The sequence below is a fragment of the Larkinella humicola genome, from assembly GCF_008727875.1.
Classification (GTDB): domain Bacteria; phylum Bacteroidota; class Bacteroidia; order Cytophagales; family Spirosomataceae; genus Larkinella; species Larkinella humicola.
The window spans coordinates 268,068-283,820 of the sequence record NZ_VTWS01000008.1 but is presented as its reverse complement, the minus strand read 5'-3'; the positions used below and the strand labels follow the sequence as shown (position 1 = coordinate 283,820).

Sequence of the window (15,753 nt, the reverse complement as noted above, 5' to 3'; positions counted from 1 at the left end):
GAAAAGCAGTTTTGAAAGGAAGCGTTGGAAGTTAACCGGATCGAACGAAATCAGCCCGGCACCTTTTCAGATTGCAGGTTTTTGGGATCATCATACCGCATAAAGTTTTAAGGGTTTAGGTTATTTCGATCAGAAAAAGAATTCAGCCAGTTTATAAACCCGCTTGACAGGTACGCTTTAATTCGTTTTACATCCCTTGCCGTGAATAACAATTTGCCCTTCCACCAGCTCATACCGGGCCTCAATGGCTTTACAGATAATGGTTAGCTGATCATATAATGCCATACTGTCCAGGGAAGCCGTTAAGGGGCAGTCCATCATCAGGTCTTTGTCATAAATGATCGGAACACCGTAGGCTTTTTCGAGCGCAGCAAAAACTTCGCTCACGGGTTTGTCTTCAAAGTGAAACGAAGGCTGAACAACGGTCTTGAGCAACACGGGTTTTTCCACCAGGGTCTTTCGCATCCGTACCTCATCGGTTTTATACACAATTTTCTGATTGGGCGAAAGAACGACCCCGTCCAGTTCGCGGTTGACGGCTTTCTCCTGTGCTCTGGGGTCCGACTGGGCAAACACCGAAACGCGTCCGGTCTTCACTTCAACGATCACTTCCCGCGAACGTTCGTAGGCTTTCACTGTAAAACTGGTTCCTAAAACTTTGGTAACCAGTCCATTGGCATAAACTAAAAAAGGATGGGCCGGATCTTTGGCGACTTCAAAAAATGCTTCTCCGGTGAGGTAGACTTCCCGTTTGGAGGTTAAAAAGTTTTTGGCGTAGTGAATCCGGCTGGCGGGCGCGAGGGTAACGCTACTGCCATCGTCGAGGTGGATCACGACGTGGTAAGATGAGGTATTCGCGGTATCGGCAACGGCCGATGTCTGATTGGTAGCAATCGTGGAGGGCGCATCCAACCGGGTGGAAGGCCGCTCGGAACGGAGATAGGGGAAAGCCAGCCATCCTGCCAGCAGAATAAGGCTTACCGACGCGGCTATCTGGAACCAGCTACGGTTATAAACCGGTAAAGGCCGCTGCCTGTATTCCGGAGTTGAGGATGACGGCTGATTGATTCTGGAAATCGTCGATTTGACAACCTGCTCAATTTCGTGTGCGGGCAGCGTAGGTTCGTTTACCTGAAGAGACAGCACAACGGTTCGGGCCTCGTGAATCCGGTCGGCGCGGTCCGGATTTTCCTGCATCCATTGATGCCAGAAGAAATCCGTCTCGCTGCTGGGCGAAAGAACCCACTGCCGAAAAAAAGGATCCCAGACAAAATCGCCGGTTTTGAAACTTCTGTACTGATCCATACCTACCTGTGCATCTATACCATACGATAGACGAAATCACGGCCGCGATACCAAAAGAAGTAGAATTATTTTGAAAAAAAATAGAATCTTGCCAATTGACCTGGTCCGGTTATCCGTAAAAATGGGCCAGAAGCAGCGTTAAGAATTCCACTTTCCAGTATTCCTTTAGTTGTCTGATGGCAATCTGAAGCAGATTGGATACCGTTTGGGGAGAAATGTCCATCACCTCCGAAATCTGGTTCCGGTCCATTTCCTGAAAGAATTTTAGATAAATAACTTCCTTCTGCCGTTTGGGAAGTTCATTCAGCAGCTTTTTGAAACGTTGGGTGATGACCCGGACGTTTTCCTGTTCAATGTACTCCTCTTCGACCGAATATTCAATATCAAATACCTCTTCGTTATCGCTGGGAAGTTCGTCCGATAATCCGGTTCGGGATTGTCCGCTGCGGTTCATCAGCCGTCGGAGCGACGCCATCAGGTAGGGCTTTACCGCCACCTCCGCACTGAGTCGGTCACGACGTTCCCAAATGATCAGAAACAGGTCCTGAATGCAGTCCTTGACAAACTCCTTGTCTTTCGAAAATTTACTGCCATACCGAAACAGAACCTGAAAATGAGAAGACATCAGATAGGCAAAAGCCACGGTATCGCCTGACAAAAACTGTTGCCATACAACAAGTTCTGCGGGTCGATTGAAGGGGTGTTTCTTCTGATCCATATGCCATTACCCGGTAACATGCGGTTCTAAACACTTGAAAGCGTGCGTGTCTTCACTGGCCTGTTTTCAATTCACAAACATCTCATCCACCAGCACCAGCCCCGGTTTTCCTTTTCCGCCGTGCCATTCGGGCAGCGTACACGGTTTGGCAACCACTTTGAGGTACGCGACGGTTTGCGGTTTGAAGGGGCAGCTAACGGTTTTTAATTCGTGCGGTTCGCCTTTGACGGGCATTTTCGGCCTGACCGTCGTGAGCAGTTTCATCTGCTCGCGGCTGTCGCCCCCCCAGATTTCGACGGTGCCCGGCGGAAAAATACCCGTGGCTTCTTCCACCATGATCCGCAGGGCCACGGAGGAAACCGTGACCGGTTTTTTATATTCGGCCACCAGCACCATGTCGTTGTTGCGAACGCCCGTCCAGTTGTTGGCCCAGGCCGGGCTGTTGGCGTTGAACGTGCCGAGTTTGTAGTCAAACAGCGATTTGGCACCCTCGGCCTGGTGAACGCGGTTGAGCGGCAGCAACAGATTGACGCTGTCGGGTTTGTAGGCACTTTTATAAAAATCGAAGGTGGCCGTACTGCTGCCAAACCAGCCATCTTTGAACGCCCGGGCCTTGATGGTGGTCATGTCGGTCAACACCGTCTGGTTGTTGAAAACCGGCGAGTGGATGCTGTCGGGCTCGGTGCCGTCGGTGGTGAACCGGATCTGAACGCCTTTGATCGGGTGTTTCAGTTGCAGGGCCGTCGGTTTGTCAAAAATAGTCGAGCTGTTTTTAATCTGCGGAGGGTTCAGCGTGATCGGGTCTTTGCCGTCGTCTTTAAAGCCGGCAATAAACGCGATGTTTCGATTGGCTTTTTGCAATTGCTGAATCTCAGAAACCGACAGTTTGGTTTCCCAGAGCGAGACGGTTTTCAGACTTTTGAAATCGCCGATCTGTTTCTGCAAGTCGGCATACGTTACTTTGGTGCCCGACAAGGTCAGGGTGTTGAGGTGTTTCAGAGCCGCCAGTTCGTTCAGGTCTTTGCCGGTGATGTCGGTGAAATTCAGGTCCAGCTTTTGCAGGTTTTCAAACTGGGCAATCGTTTTCAGATCCGCATCTTTCACCGGTAATTTATTCAGACTCAGCGAAACGACCTGTTGTTTGATGTCGCTCAATTCCTTCAGTTTATCCACGGAATACGTGTTCCGGTTATACAGATTGACCGCCAGGGCCGGTGACTCCCGGGCCAGGGGGGCAATCGTCCGGTAATCGTTGTTGAGCTTCTGCACGGTTTCTTCATCAGCCGCATCGAATTCATAGACCGCTTCCTGCTGTTCGGCGGGTTTGAGCAGGGTGGCAGCGATGCGCCGTAAGGAATCGGTGGGCGGTAAATCGATGACCTTTTTCTTGAAATCCGGTTTGCTTTTCACCCAGAGGGCCAGCAGCGTCATTTCGTCGGCCGTCAACTGTGTTTTACCCGTCGGCGGCATGTGTTTTTTCTCTTCCAGCGGCAGGTGAATACGCTGCAGCAACAGGCTCTGGTCGGGGAAACCGGCTTTGAACAGTTTGCCGGATTTGCCGCCTTTCAGCAGGGCATCGACGTCGGCCATGTTCAGTTCGCCTTTCAGCTTCTCCGGATTGTGGCAACTGATGCACTTCTGCTGGAAAATGGGTTGAATGACGTGGTCGAACACCAGCGCCTGATCGAGGGCCACCGGTTCAACGGTCGGGTTGCTGATCGGGCCGGTAATGAAGTTGTCGCCGTGCGTTAAAACCGCCCCGTAATGCCCCGCGCCGATCAGGAAAACAACGGCCAGAATGGCCCCCGATCGGGCCACCGTGGCCTGGTACCAATCCCGGTTGCGGCTCCAGTAAATCAGGCAGGAGAGGTAGAACAGGCCGACGCCCGACCATTTGTGCCACTGCAACACTTCTCCGGAATAACCGTCTTCTTTGGACAGAAACAGGCCCATGATGACCGTAATACCGGCTGATAAAACGCCAACCAGGAGCAAGTTGGATAAAAAACCGCGGTAAAACTCGTTAGCGGCATACGAAGCGTTGAACCGAAACAGTTCCATTGCCATCGCCAGCAACAGGATCACGATGGGGAAATGGAGAAAGAGCGGGTGCATCCGCCCAAGGGGCTGCACCCAGGTCGGCACCACAATCTTACTCTCGAAAAGCAGAAGAAACAGAATAAAAATGGCTGAAGCAAACAACGCCTGCTCGGCCAGACTTTTGACCTTTTTAGTCATCACAACAAGGAATCCAGTGGGTTAGGAATAGTAGGGTACTGATCAGGCCAGAATATCCCGGACCACTTTGCCGGAAACATCCGTCAAACGGTACCGGCGACCCAGGTGTTTGAAAATCAATTTTTCGTGATTCAGACCCAACTGGTGCAACACCGTCGCCTGAAAATCGTGGACGTGAACCGGATTCTGGGCGATGTTATAGCCCAGTTCATCCGTTTCGCCGTACACCATTCCGGGTTTGATACCACCCCCGGCCATCCAGATCGTGAAGCAGCGCGGGTGGTGATCGCGTCCGTAGTTGTCGGCCGTCAGTTTGCCCTGGGTGTAGCTGGTCCGCCCAAATTCACCGCCCCAGATCACCAGCGTTTCGTCCAGCAAACCGCGTTGTTTGAGGTCGGTCACCAGAGCCGCCGACGCCTGATCGACGTCCTTGGCCTGTTTGGCAATTTCGAACGGCAGGTTGCCGTGCTGATCCCAGCCCTGGTGATACAACTGCACAAACCGCACGCCGTTTTCGGATAACTTCCGGGCCAGCAGGCAGTTGGCGGCAAACGTACCGGGCACCAGACAGTCCGGGCCGTAGAGCTTGATGATATCGTCCGGTTCTTTCGACAGGTCCATTACTTCCGGAACCGCCGTCTGCATCCGGTACGCCATTTCGTATTGTTTTACTTTGGCCGTAATTTCCGGATCGCCAAATTCCTGATACGCCAGATCGTTGAGTTCCGCCAGATTGTCCAGCATATCCCGGCGCGCGTGCCGGTCCATGCCTTCGGGATCGCGCAGGTACAACACCGGATCTTCGCCCTTGCTGAACTGCACGCCCTGGTGAATCGAATCCAGAAAACCGTTCGACCACAGCTTGGAATACACGCCCTGCCCGTTGCCGATGCCGCGTGACAGCAGCACCGTAAAATTCGGCAGGTTTTTGTTTTCATTGCCCAGCCCGTAGCTCAGCCAAGACCCCATGCTCGGGCGGTTGCCCTGCTGCGAGCCGGTTTGCAGAAACGTGAGCGCCGGATCGTGGTTGATGGCTTCCGTAAACATGGATTTCACGATGCATAGATCATCCACGATTTTAGCGGTATACGGAAACAGGTCACTTACCCACGCCCGCGACTGACCATACTGCTTGAAATTCACGAATGATCCCACCAGCGGAAACGACGCCTGGTTGGCGGTCATCCCGGTCAGCCGTTGTGTTCCCCGCACCGACGGCGGAATTTCCTGCCCCAGCATTTCCCGGAGCTTGGGTTTGTAATCAAATAATTCCTGCTGCGACGGCGCACCATTCTGGAACAGGTAAATAACGCGTTTGGCTTTGGGCGCAAAATGCGGAATGCCGGGCGTAAGCCCTTCTTCATCGGTACTGTTGCCGCCAAACAGATCGGGGATCATCAGCGATCCTAAAGCCGCACTGCCCAGTCCTAAACTCAAGCGGGATAAGAAGCGACGCCGGTTGAAATTAAAGCCGTGTTCTAAGATTTCCTTTTCCATGATCACTACGTCTTTGTAATGGTTTCTTCCAGGTTATAAATTGTCGAAATCACCCGCATCATCGCGGCCAGTTTCGTCTTGTCCACTTTCTCCGGAATCGGGTATTCGCCCACTGCCAGGGCCTTTTCCGCGACCGGTTTTTTGATTTCCTTCAGCCCTTTTTCGTAATAGGCCGTCAGCATGTCGATTTCCTTTTCTTTGGGTTTTCGACCCACAATCAGGCGGAACGCCTTGCTGATTTTATCCTTCGACGCGCTGTTTTCCTGCAACAGATTGGCCGCCAGCACGCGGGACGCTTCCAGCACTGTGGGGTCGTTCATCATCACCAAAGCCTGCAAAGGCGTGTTGGTCTTCAACCGTTTCACCTCACACAAATCCCGGTTGCTGGCGTCGAAAATGGCCATCGAGGGGGGGGGGACGGTTCGCTTGATGAGCGTGTACATGCCCCGGCGGTACAGACTCGGCCCGTGATCCTGGTTGTAAGTCGACAGCAGCCCGCGGCCCGAAGTCGCGCCTTCCCACAAGCCGGGGGGCTGATACGGTTTGACGCTGGGACCACCAATTTTCCTGTTCAGCAAACCGCTGCTCGACAACACCAGGTCTTTGATGAACTCGGCGGGAATCCGGTAGCGGGGGCCACGCGCCAGCAAGACATTGTCGGGATCGTTTTTCAACTTTTCGGGCGTCACCACCGCCGACTGGCGGTAGGTAGCCGAGGTCACCATCTGTTTCACCAGTCGTTTGATGTCCCAGTTGTGCTCCATAAAATCGACGGCCAGCCAGTCCAGCAATTCCGGATGCGACGGCAGATCGCCCTGCATCCCGAAATCGCCGGAGGTTTTGACGATGCCTTTCCCGAAGAATTCCTGCCACAACAGGTTGACATACACGCGGGCCGTCAGCGGATTTTTTTTGTCGAACAGCCACTGCGAAAGGCCCAGGCGGTTTTTAGGATAGTTTTTGTTGAAAGGCAGAATGGACGACGGCGTTCCGGGTTCCACTTCGTCGCCCGGCGCGTCGTAAACACCCCGCTTAAGGATGTACGTTTTGCGCATCGTATCGGGGTCCATATCGCCCATGACCGACACAATCAGGCGGTTGGTATCTGGTTTGTTAACAAACGTCAGGATGTTTTTGACCTCGTCGTCACTGATTTCCATCAGCGGTTTTTTGGCGTAGGTTTCGGGGCCGCCAATCACCGATTCGATCCCCACTTCTTTCACGTTGTTAAAGAACGCAAAGAGCTGGTAATATTCTTTCTGGGAGAACGGGTCGTATTTATGGTCGTGGCAGTGCGCACATTCCATCGTGACGCCCATGAGCCCTTTTCCGAACAGATCGGTCCGGTCCGTGACGTACATGATCCGGTATTCTTCCGGAATAACCCCGCCTTCTTCCGTAATTTTATGGTTCCGGTTGAAACCGGTCGCCAGCAGTTGCTCTTTCGAGGCATTGGGCAACAAATCCCCGGCCAATTGCCAGGTGACGAAGTCGTTGTAATGCATGTTTTTGTTGAACGCGTGGATCACCCAATCGCGCCAGGGCCACTGCGTCCGGTAGCCATCGTCCTGATAACCATGCGAATCGGCGTAGCGGGCCAAATCGAGCCAGTGCAGGGCCATTTTTTCGCCGTAGGCCGGATTTTTCAGCAACTGATCGACGGCTTTTTCGTAGGCATTCGGACTGTTGTCGGCCAGAAACTGATCCATCAGGGGCAGCGACGGCGGCAAACCGGTCAAATCCAGGCTCAACCGTTTCAACAACCGTTCTTTATCAGCCTCTTCATTGGGAGCCAATCCTTTTTGCTCCTGCTTGTGGAGTATGAAATGGTCAATCTCGTTTTTGGGCCAGTCGGTCTGGTCAACCTCCGGAACAGCCGGTTTTTTAGGGGCCACAAACGCCCAGTGTTTTTCGTATTTCGCTCCCTGCTTGATCCACTTTTCGATCAGGTTGATTTCGCGGGTAGAGAGCTTCAGATTGGACGCCGGAGGAGGCATCAGCAGGGATGTATCCTGCGTAGTGATTCGCATGAAAGCCTCCGACAATTCGGGCTTCCCGGCGACCAGCGCGTGAGCCGTCGGGTTTTCGGCCAGCGCTTTGAAGGCACTTTCGGCCACATCGAGCCGCAAACCGGCTTCCCTTTTGTTGGCATCCGGGCCGTGGCAGGCGAGGCATTTGTCCGACAGAATGGGGCGAATATCGAAATTATAACTAACGACATCCGGCAACTTTTCGTCCTCAACGCCATGCGTCGAACCCGTATTGCAGGCCTGGATCACCCCGAGAACACTTGCCAAAACACCGATCAAATAAAAGGACTGCTTAAGCATAGGAAATAAATTAGTTCGGTAGTAGTTGAAGAATCCTACTGGTTTAGGAAGATGTGAAGCGTTGGTGTTACGCTAAAAACGCGTCCAATTTCGTGAAATAATGTAACAATAGATGATACAATTTGGTGCCATAGTGATATTATTTCATAAATTTAGCCAAGTTCTCTTTGGTTACCAACTGGAATGGAATCAACGTTTCCTTCGCGTAGGCCTCACCTTTCGCAATCTTGATGGCGGTTTCGATGGCTTTGGCGCCCTGCTGTTCGGCATTCTGAAAAACCGTGGCATCGAGCGTCCCTTTCTTGACAGCCTGCAACGCATCTGGAATCGCATCGATGCTGACCACGATGACTTTTTCTTTCAATCCGGCGTCGGTTAATGCCTTGACGGCACCCATGCCCATTTCATCATTCTGGGCAAAAACCGCGTTGATGGTTGTGCCGTACGATTGAATCCAGTTCTCCATCAGTGACATGGCCTTCGCCCGGTCCCATTCGCCGGTCTGGTGGGCAATCAGTTTCAGGTTCGGATACTGTTTCAGAATTTCCCGCGCACCCTGTTCGCGTTTGATCTGAGCCGCCTGGCCCATGTAGCCGTGCATCATCACGACGTTGCCTTTTCCGCCCAGTTTTTCGGCAATGAACTTCATCGCAATCCGTCCGGATTCCACGTCGTCGGAACCGATGAAGGCCGACGGTTTGGCGGTGGTTTCGGAGTTGACGTTGATGATCGGGATGTTGGCGGCCAACGCCTTCGTCACCGCGGGCGAGCTGGCTTCCACTTCGCAGGGATTCATGATGATCACATCGACTTTCTGCGCAATGAAGCTCTCCACCTGCTCAATCTGTTTCAAAGCCGACCGCTCGGCATCGACGGTAATCAACTCCACATCCGATTCTTTCGCTTTTTTGTCGATCTCGTCACTGACGTTGACAATGAACTCGTTCTGCATGCTGAGCATCGTCACGCCCACGGTCAGTTTTTTGTCGCCGGTTTCGCCGGTTTTTTCGCCCGATGAAGATTGATTGCAACCTGTTAGCAGGCTGGTAGTGAAGAAGGTAACAAAAATAGAAAAGAAGGTAATTGGTTTCATCTTGTTTTATTGTTCCTGTTCCGTGCAAGGTTTGTAAACTTGATTTCTGTTAAACTGATTCAGTTCAAACCCCGGCGGGGTTAAATGTCAATAGAACGTTTTCCATAAACCTCAAAGCCCCGGCGGGGCGTCCTAAAAATGGATTTGCCTTCAGTACGCCCCTGCCGGGGCTTTGCACATGGACTTTTCAATTGGCTATTGACATTTAACCCCTCCGGGGTTGTAAACTATTAGCTTTTCGGTTGATTCAAACTATCCAGAACCACGGCTCCGATGATGATAACGCCCATCACGACCTGCTGGTAGTACGAGGTAACATTCATCAAATCCAGCCCGTTGCTGATGACGCCGATCAGCAACGCCCCAATCAGCGTTCCGGTCATGGTGCCGGTTCCGCCCGAGGTGCTGGTTCCGCCGATGATGGCGGCCGCAATCGCGTCCAGCTCGAAACCGACGCCGGCGTTGGGCTGGCCCGTGGTGATGCGCGACGTCAGCAAGATACCGGCCAGAGCCGCGAGTCCTCCGCAAAGCGTGTATACCACCATTTTGACTTTATTCAGTTGAATGCCTGATGCCTGAGCGGCCTGTTCATTGCCACCCACGGCGTACATGTAGCGGCCCAACACGGTTTTTTTGAGCACCACCGAGCAGATGATAAAAAACACGATCAGGATGAGAATCGGGGTCGGAATGCCCAGCAGATGCCCGCCACCGATGAAATTAAAGGAATCAGAGAGGTTGGACACGGGACGGCCCTTGCTCAGAATGAGGGCCAGGCCCCGGCCGATGGTCATGGTTCCCAGTGTCACAATAAAAGGCGGCACTTTGCTTTTGGTGATGACCAACCCGTTGAACGCACCGAGGATCAAACCGGCGGCTAAACCGGTCAGAATGGGTACGACGACGGGATAGGTATCCGGATGGGCGAAGGACGCGGCTACCACACTCGTAACGGCCACGATGGAACCGATGGACAAATCAATGCCGCCCGTAATGATCACAAACGTAACCCCAAAGGCCAGCAGCGCATTGATCGACACCTGCGTGACAACAATCGTCAGGTTGGAAACCGTCAGAAATTTGGGCGTGACGACCGAAAGAACCAGGCAAATCAGGATGAAGGCAATGAAAATACCGTATTGGCCGATCCCCCGGATGCGTTTTTTGGTCGATATCCCAACCGGGTTGCGGTCGGTTTGAACAGGGTTTTCCATTCAGGTTTAGGATGCGTAATGATTCAATGCACGGCGTACTGCAGGATGGTCTCCTGCGTCGCTTCTGCCTTGGTCAGTAAAGCGGTTTGTTTTCCTTTCGACAGCACCAGAATCCGGTCACTCAGGCCCAGAATTTCGGGCAATTCGGACGAAATCATGATCACGGCAATGCCATCGGAAACCAGCCGATTAATCAATTTATAAATTTCAAACTTGGCCCCCACGTCAATTCCGCGTGTCGGTTCATCCAGAATAACCAGGTCCGGTGACGCCAGCAATACCTTTCCAATCACAACTTTCTGCTGGTTTCCACCACTCAGAAATGTCACTTTCTGATCCGCTCCGGCGGTTTTGATCCGCAGGTCAGCGATCATTTGGGCCGCCGTTGCCGTCTCGCTTTTGTCCTGAATAAACAGGCCTTTGGCGTGGTTCGGCAGACTCGCCAGCGTCATGTTGTGCTTTACCGACATGCCGGGAATAAACCCCAGTTTTTTCCGATCTTCGCTAACATACCCAATGCCGGATCGAATGGCATCCTGTGGAGTCTTGATAATAAGTTGATTTCCTTTCAAATATACTTCACCACTGTCAACGGGGTCCAGGCCAAAAATGGCACGGGCAATTTCGGTGCGGCCCGCGCCCATCAAACCGGCGATACCCAGCACTTCCCCGGCGTGAACCGCAAACGTAATATTAGAAAATTTCCCGGCACGGCTGAGGTTTTTAACTAACAGAATTTCAGCGCCTTTCTGCGCAACCGAAGCCGGAAACAGGTTCTCGATTTCCCGGCCCACCATCAGCTTGATCAGCGTTGGCGTGTCCAGCTCGGCGGCCGGTTTGGTGTCGATGTAGTTGCCATCCCGCAAGACCGTTATGGTGTCGGAGATTTCAAATATTTCGTCCATTTTGTGGGAAATGTAAATGATGGCGACGCCTTTTTTCTTCAAATCCCGGATGATGCCGAAGAGGGTAGCCACTTCTTTGTCGGACAGCGCGGAGGTCGGCTCGTCCATGATAATCACTTTGGCGTCGTTGGAAATGGCTTTGGCGATTTCAACCATCTGCATTTCGGCAACACTGAGGTATTTCATGGGGGTCGTGGGCGAAATCGTGACGCCCATTTGCTCCAGCAGAACACCGGCTTTTTGATTCAGTTTTTTTTCGTCGATCCAGCTAAAGAAGCCCCGGTTCGATTCCCGGCCCAAAAAGATGTTCTGGGCAACGGTCAGTTCCGGAACGATCAGAATCTCCTGGTGAATCATCGAGATGCCTTTTTTCAGAACCTCGTTCACATCACTGGCTTTTAATTCGCTGCCTTCGAAGACGATTTCCCCGGAATCGGGCGTGTGAAGCCCAATCAGAATCTTCATGAAGGTGGATTTTCCGGCCCCATTTTCGCCCATCAACGCATGAACCTCGCCTTTCCGCAGGTTCAACTGCACCTGATCCAGCGCTTTGACGCCCGAAAAAGTTTTGGTCAATCCGCGTACGGTGAGAATGTAGTAGGGATTCATAACGACAGCCCACGGTTTAAACCGTGGGAATGAGGGATAACTAATGGCTAAATCAAAACCGTTTTAACGGTTTTCCGGTATGATTCGGAAACTGTTAAAACGGTTTGGTTTGTACGGTATGATTCGGTGATTGGTCCCCTGGTTAAAACCGGGGGCTGTTATAAATACGTGTTATTTCTCCGTCCATTCGACGCCCGTATCCTGCCAGCTTCTCGATTTGGCGGAATTGATCACGGCTTCACACACTTTCTGGGTTTCCAGCGCGTCTTTGAAGGTGGGTGAACAAGGCTCACCGGTTTCTAAACTTTTCAAGAAATCGGCCACCTGGTGCACAAAACCGTGTTCGTACCCAATGCCCAGACCCGGCACCCACCACTTGTCCATGTAGGGTTGGTCGCCGTCTGTGACGTGGATGGAACGCCAGCCGCGCACAATCGACTCGTCGGAGTGATCAAAGTATTCCAGGCGGTTCAGGTCATGCAAATCCCAACGGATCGACGCGTGCTCACCGTTGATTTCAAGCGTATACAACGCCTTATGACCACGGGCATAGCGGGTCGATTCAAACAAACCCAGCGAACCATTTTCGAAGTGGCAGTGAAAAATACAGGCGTCGTCGATGCCAACCGGTTGCACTTTCCCGGTCAGGGCGTGCATCCGTTCTTTCACAAACGTTTCCGTTACTGCCGACACATCCGTAATGCCGCCGTTGATCCACATCGCCGTGTCGATGCAGTGGGCCAGCAAATCACCCGTTACGCCCGAACCAGCGGCTTCCAGGTCCATGCGCCAGGTGCCGGTGCCGCCCTGTGGAACGTCGGCATTGATGGTCCAGTCCTGCAAAAAGTTGGCGCGGTAGTGGAAAATCCGGCCCAGTTTCCCGGAAGCCACGATCTGTTTGGCCAGCGAAACGGCGGGCAGACGACGGTAGTTGTACCAAACCGTGTTGGCAACCCCGGCTTTGTCAACGGCTTCCACCATCTGTTCACCTTCGGCCAGATTGCGGGAGAGCGGTTTTTCGCAGAGAATCATTTTACCTGCCGCAGCCGCAGCAATGGCAATTTCAGCGTGGGTGTCGTTCGGTGTACAGATGTCCACCGCGTCGATGTCATTCCGGGCGATCAGGGCTTTCCAGTCCGTTTCGATGGATTCGTAGCCCCACTGATCGGCAAAAGCCTGTACTTTTTCGGCGTTGCGCGAGCAAACCGCCTTCAAAACCGGGGTGTATTCCAGTTCAGGGAAAAAATTGGGTACGCGATTATATCCGTTGGAGTGCGTCCGGCCCATGAAACCGGTCCCGATCAATCCAATTCTGAGTTCTTTTTTCGTTGCCATTCGTTCAGTTTATGGTTTTAGAGTTTGTCGTTTACGGTTTTCAGTTTACGGTTTTCGGTTGGCTGACGCATTCTGTTAAAGCTGGCGTCAGCCAACCGAAAACCGTAAACTGAAAACCGTAACCCTATTCTGACCAGCCGTGCTGATTACGGACTTTAATCAAAGCCGCGAGGATGTCGTTCCAGGTCTGTTGTTTATACATAACCTCGTTCGGGAACATACAGCCATCCCAGCAGATGTGTTTGAAGGCTTTGGTCAATTGACCGGTATCGTCGCGCAGCCAGTAGCCCGCGTCGTGGGCGATGTCCAGTTTGCCGTTGGGGTCGGTAGCCAGGCAATGGCGACCGGTTTTGTCGTGCGAGCCGGTTCCGTGAACGGTTCCGTCGTTTTGCGCGACGTGGAAGTCGATGGTCCAGGGGCGCAGGGCGTTGGTCAGTTTTTTCAGACCTTCTTCCAGCGTGGCCCGGTCGCTCCACTCAAAATCGGCAGGCAAAATCCGGTCCTGCGGGCTGTTGTAGCCCAACAGATACAGGAAGGTATGGGACATATCGGCCTGAAAGCCCATGTTGGGCCGATCGACGGCTTCGAGCGTGTCAAGCATCGCCCGCCAGCTGTGCATACCGCCCCAGCAGATTTCGCCTTCAGCCGCCAGTTTTTCGCCGTATTCAGCCGCCACATCGCAGGCTTCGCGGAACGTTTCGGCAATGATTTTGGTGTTTCCAACCGGATCGGCCGCCCAGACTTCGGGCGAGCTGGCGGAGTCGATGCGAATGACGCCATAAGGCCGAATGCCGATTTCTTTCAGGTATTGACCATATTGACAGGCTTTGCGCACCATGTCGACAAAAACGGCGCGGTCTTCTTTCGTCCCCAAAACCGGGCCTCCCCAGATGGGAGCCACCAGCGAACCGATCACCAGACCGTGCGCGGCTACTTTGTCGGCTAGTTTTTTAGCCCCCTCTTTCGGGTCATTGATATCGATGCTGGGATCGAAAAGACCGACATCGACGCCGTCGAACTTCACTCCGTCTACTTCCGCAGCCGCTGTCAGTTCCAGCATCGTGTCGATTGGAATCAGGGGTTCAGAATCCGGTCCTTTTCCGACAACACCAGGCCAGGTGGCGTTGTGGAGTTTAGGATAATTATTCGTGCTCATGAAGGGTATATGGTTTAAGGTTTTTATGCGGTTTACGGTTTTTAGTTTACGGTTTACGGTTTTCGGTGGCTGACGCATTCAGAGCGCGCGTAGCCACCGAAAACCGTAAACTGAAAACCGTAAACTACAATACTAGATCAGGATTCGCCGGGCCGAAGTGTTTCAGCATGACGATGGGGTCGGTGGACGACGGGTTGACAATCGTAACGCCTTCGACAGCCGCTTTTTCGCTGATGAAAAACTCGTCGTTGGTCAATTGGCCGTAGCGGATCAGGGCCGGGGTTTCGATGTCCCAAACGCCCATTTTGCCGTGTCCCTGCATCACGATAATGCCGTAAGCCGCGCTGTCTTTGATGGTTACGGTTTGTCCCGGTAATACCGTCAATTCCTTGGCACTGAACGCGTCCGATTTGTAGCAAACCCAGACTTCGCGGTAGCCTTCGGCTTCCATTTCGGCGGTATCTTTCACCGGTTTCGGAACCATGTACCGGTTGGCCATCATCTGCGGATCGACGTTCAGGTCCCAGTCGATGGCTTCCATCAGTTGGTCGTAGTCGCCGATGCGGTCTTTTGGGGTGCCGTTCCAGAGCAGTTCTTCCGGAATGATGGCTTCGTTGACCAGCGACTGGTACATCGCGAAAACGTCCGATGCTTTCTGCGGTTCGTAGGTACACAAACTGCCCGGTGCGTGGAGCAGTCCGGGCGGAACATCCCAGCCGGTTCCCGGTTCGAGCCGGTACGCCATCGAATAATTCGTGATTTTATTATCGCCTTTGGTGAAATTCTGCAGGCATTCCTTGATCTGCTCCTTGCTGGTGCCGGGGGCAATACCGATGAATGTATACGGAAAATCACCGCCGTGGTTGTTCAGTTGCGGGGGGAAATAATAGGCCTCCGGTTTTCCCAACTGACCGATCAGCGCAGCCTGCTCGTCGTTGTGGTGGAGGTGGTGGGGGAGTGGCCCCATGTTATCGAAAAACTTGGAATACATCGGCCACGCACCGTATTCGTTCCAGAGCCGGTCGCCAATCAGGTCGCCTTTCAGCTCATCGATGGCATCTTTCAGCAAGATTTTCTCTTCGGTGGTTCCGTCCGAATACACCACCTGGCTCAAGCCTTCGTTTTCGCCGGTCAGCGGGCCGTTTTTGGCGGGGGTTGTTGAGGACAGCCAGCGTTCGTCGATGCCACCGCGTTCACCGCCCAGCACGTAATAATCATCGGGGTGCAACTTGATCCGGCGTCCGGGTACGCAGAAAGACCGCGGCACCCAGGTCGGAGCCAGCCGCAGAATGCCTTGTCCCTGTTCTAATGCTTTTTGAGCTACACTCACTTTTTCGGTTGTTTCCATGAAAG

The 15,753-nt window shown here is 52.9% G+C and carries 11 protein-coding genes; all 11 read right to left on the bottom strand.

What is annotated here, in order from left to right; translation table 11 throughout:
- Positions 1-177 precede the first annotated feature (177 nt).
- Positions 178-1,305, bottom strand: a complete 1,128-nt coding sequence (locus F0P93_RS26535; protein ID WP_150880745.1) for a FecR family protein — start codon at positions 1,303-1,305, stop codon at positions 178-180.
- 109 nt (positions 1,306-1,414) lie between these two features.
- Positions 1,415-2,023, bottom strand: coding sequence for an RNA polymerase sigma factor (locus F0P93_RS26530; protein ID WP_150880744.1), 609 nt, complete (start codon positions 2,021-2,023; stop codon positions 1,415-1,417).
- Positions 2,024-2,089: 66 nt separating this feature from the next.
- A complete protein-coding gene (locus tag F0P93_RS26525; protein WP_150880743.1) occupies positions 2,090-4,261 on the bottom strand; it encodes a c-type cytochrome domain-containing protein in 2,172 nt (723 codons plus the stop codon).
- Between the two features lie 42 nt (positions 4,262-4,303).
- On the bottom strand, positions 4,304-5,758 hold the full coding sequence (locus tag F0P93_RS26520; RefSeq protein ID WP_114407376.1) for a DUF1501 domain-containing protein: 1,455 nt from the start codon (positions 5,756-5,758) through the stop codon (positions 4,304-4,306).
- Positions 5,759-5,763: 5 nt separating this feature from the next.
- Positions 5,764-8,088, bottom strand: a complete 2,325-nt coding sequence (locus tag F0P93_RS26515; RefSeq protein ID WP_150880742.1) for a PSD1 and planctomycete cytochrome C domain-containing protein — start codon at positions 8,086-8,088, stop codon at positions 5,764-5,766.
- Positions 8,089-8,227: 139 nt separating this feature from the next.
- Positions 8,228-9,181: a sugar ABC transporter substrate-binding protein gene (locus F0P93_RS26510; protein ID WP_150880741.1), complete on the bottom strand. Its 954-nt coding sequence runs from the start codon at positions 9,179-9,181 to the stop codon at positions 8,228-8,230.
- Positions 9,182-9,411: 230 nt separating this feature from the next.
- A complete protein-coding gene (locus F0P93_RS26505; RefSeq protein ID WP_150880740.1) occupies positions 9,412-10,395 on the bottom strand; it encodes an ABC transporter permease in 984 nt (327 codons plus the stop codon).
- Positions 10,396-10,418: 23 nt separating this feature from the next.
- A complete protein-coding gene (locus F0P93_RS26500) occupies positions 10,419-11,909 on the bottom strand; it encodes a sugar ABC transporter ATP-binding protein (protein WP_150880739.1) in 1,491 nt (496 codons plus the stop codon).
- Positions 11,910-12,080: 171 nt separating this feature from the next.
- On the bottom strand, positions 12,081-13,244 hold the full coding sequence (locus F0P93_RS26495; protein ID WP_150880738.1) for a Gfo/Idh/MocA family protein: 1,164 nt from the start codon (positions 13,242-13,244) through the stop codon (positions 12,081-12,083).
- A 124-nt stretch (positions 13,245-13,368) separates the two neighbouring features.
- Positions 13,369-14,400 (bottom strand): sugar phosphate isomerase/epimerase family protein, encoded by a 1,032-nt coding sequence (locus F0P93_RS26490; RefSeq protein ID WP_150880737.1) that lies wholly within the window; start codon positions 14,398-14,400, stop codon positions 13,369-13,371.
- 124 nt (positions 14,401-14,524) lie between these two features.
- Complete coding sequence (locus F0P93_RS26485; RefSeq protein ID WP_150880736.1) at positions 14,525-15,748, bottom strand: class I mannose-6-phosphate isomerase; 1,224 nt, start codon at positions 15,746-15,748, stop codon at positions 14,525-14,527.
- Positions 15,749-15,753 lie beyond the last annotated feature (5 nt).

Bases quoted from the DNA above. Each gene is read 5' to 3' on its own strand.
- F0P93_RS26535 (WP_150880745.1), bottom strand. From the start codon at position 1,305: ATGGATCAGTACAGAAGTTTCAAAACCGGCGATTTTGTCTGGGATCCT.
- F0P93_RS26530 (WP_150880744.1), bottom strand. From the start codon at position 2,023: ATGGATCAGAAGAAACACCCCTTCAATCGACCCGCAGAACTTGTTGTA.
- F0P93_RS26525 (WP_150880743.1), bottom strand. From the start codon at position 4,261: ATGACTAAAAAGGTCAAAAGTCTGGCCGAGCAGGCGTTGTTTGCTTCA.
- F0P93_RS26520 (WP_114407376.1), bottom strand. From the start codon at position 5,758: ATGGAAAAGGAAATCTTAGAACACGGCTTTAATTTCAACCGGCGTCGC.
- F0P93_RS26515 (WP_150880742.1), bottom strand. From the start codon at position 8,088: ATGCTTAAGCAGTCCTTTTATTTGATCGGTGTTTTGGCAAGTGTTCTC.
- F0P93_RS26510 (WP_150880741.1), bottom strand. From the start codon at position 9,181: ATGAAACCAATTACCTTCTTTTCTATTTTTGTTACCTTCTTCACTACC.
- F0P93_RS26505 (WP_150880740.1), bottom strand. From the start codon at position 10,395: ATGGAAAACCCTGTTCAAACCGACCGCAACCCGGTTGGGATATCGACC.
- F0P93_RS26500 (WP_150880739.1), bottom strand. From the start codon at position 11,909: ATGAATCCCTACTACATTCTCACCGTACGCGGATTGACCAAAACTTTT.
- F0P93_RS26495 (WP_150880738.1), bottom strand. From the start codon at position 13,244: ATGGCAACGAAAAAAGAACTCAGAATTGGATTGATCGGGACCGGTTTC.
- F0P93_RS26490 (WP_150880737.1), bottom strand. From the start codon at position 14,400: ATGAGCACGAATAATTATCCTAAACTCCACAACGCCACCTGGCCTGGT.
- F0P93_RS26485 (WP_150880736.1), bottom strand. From the start codon at position 15,748: ATGGAAACAACCGAAAAAGTGAGTGTAGCTCAAAAAGCATTAGAACAG.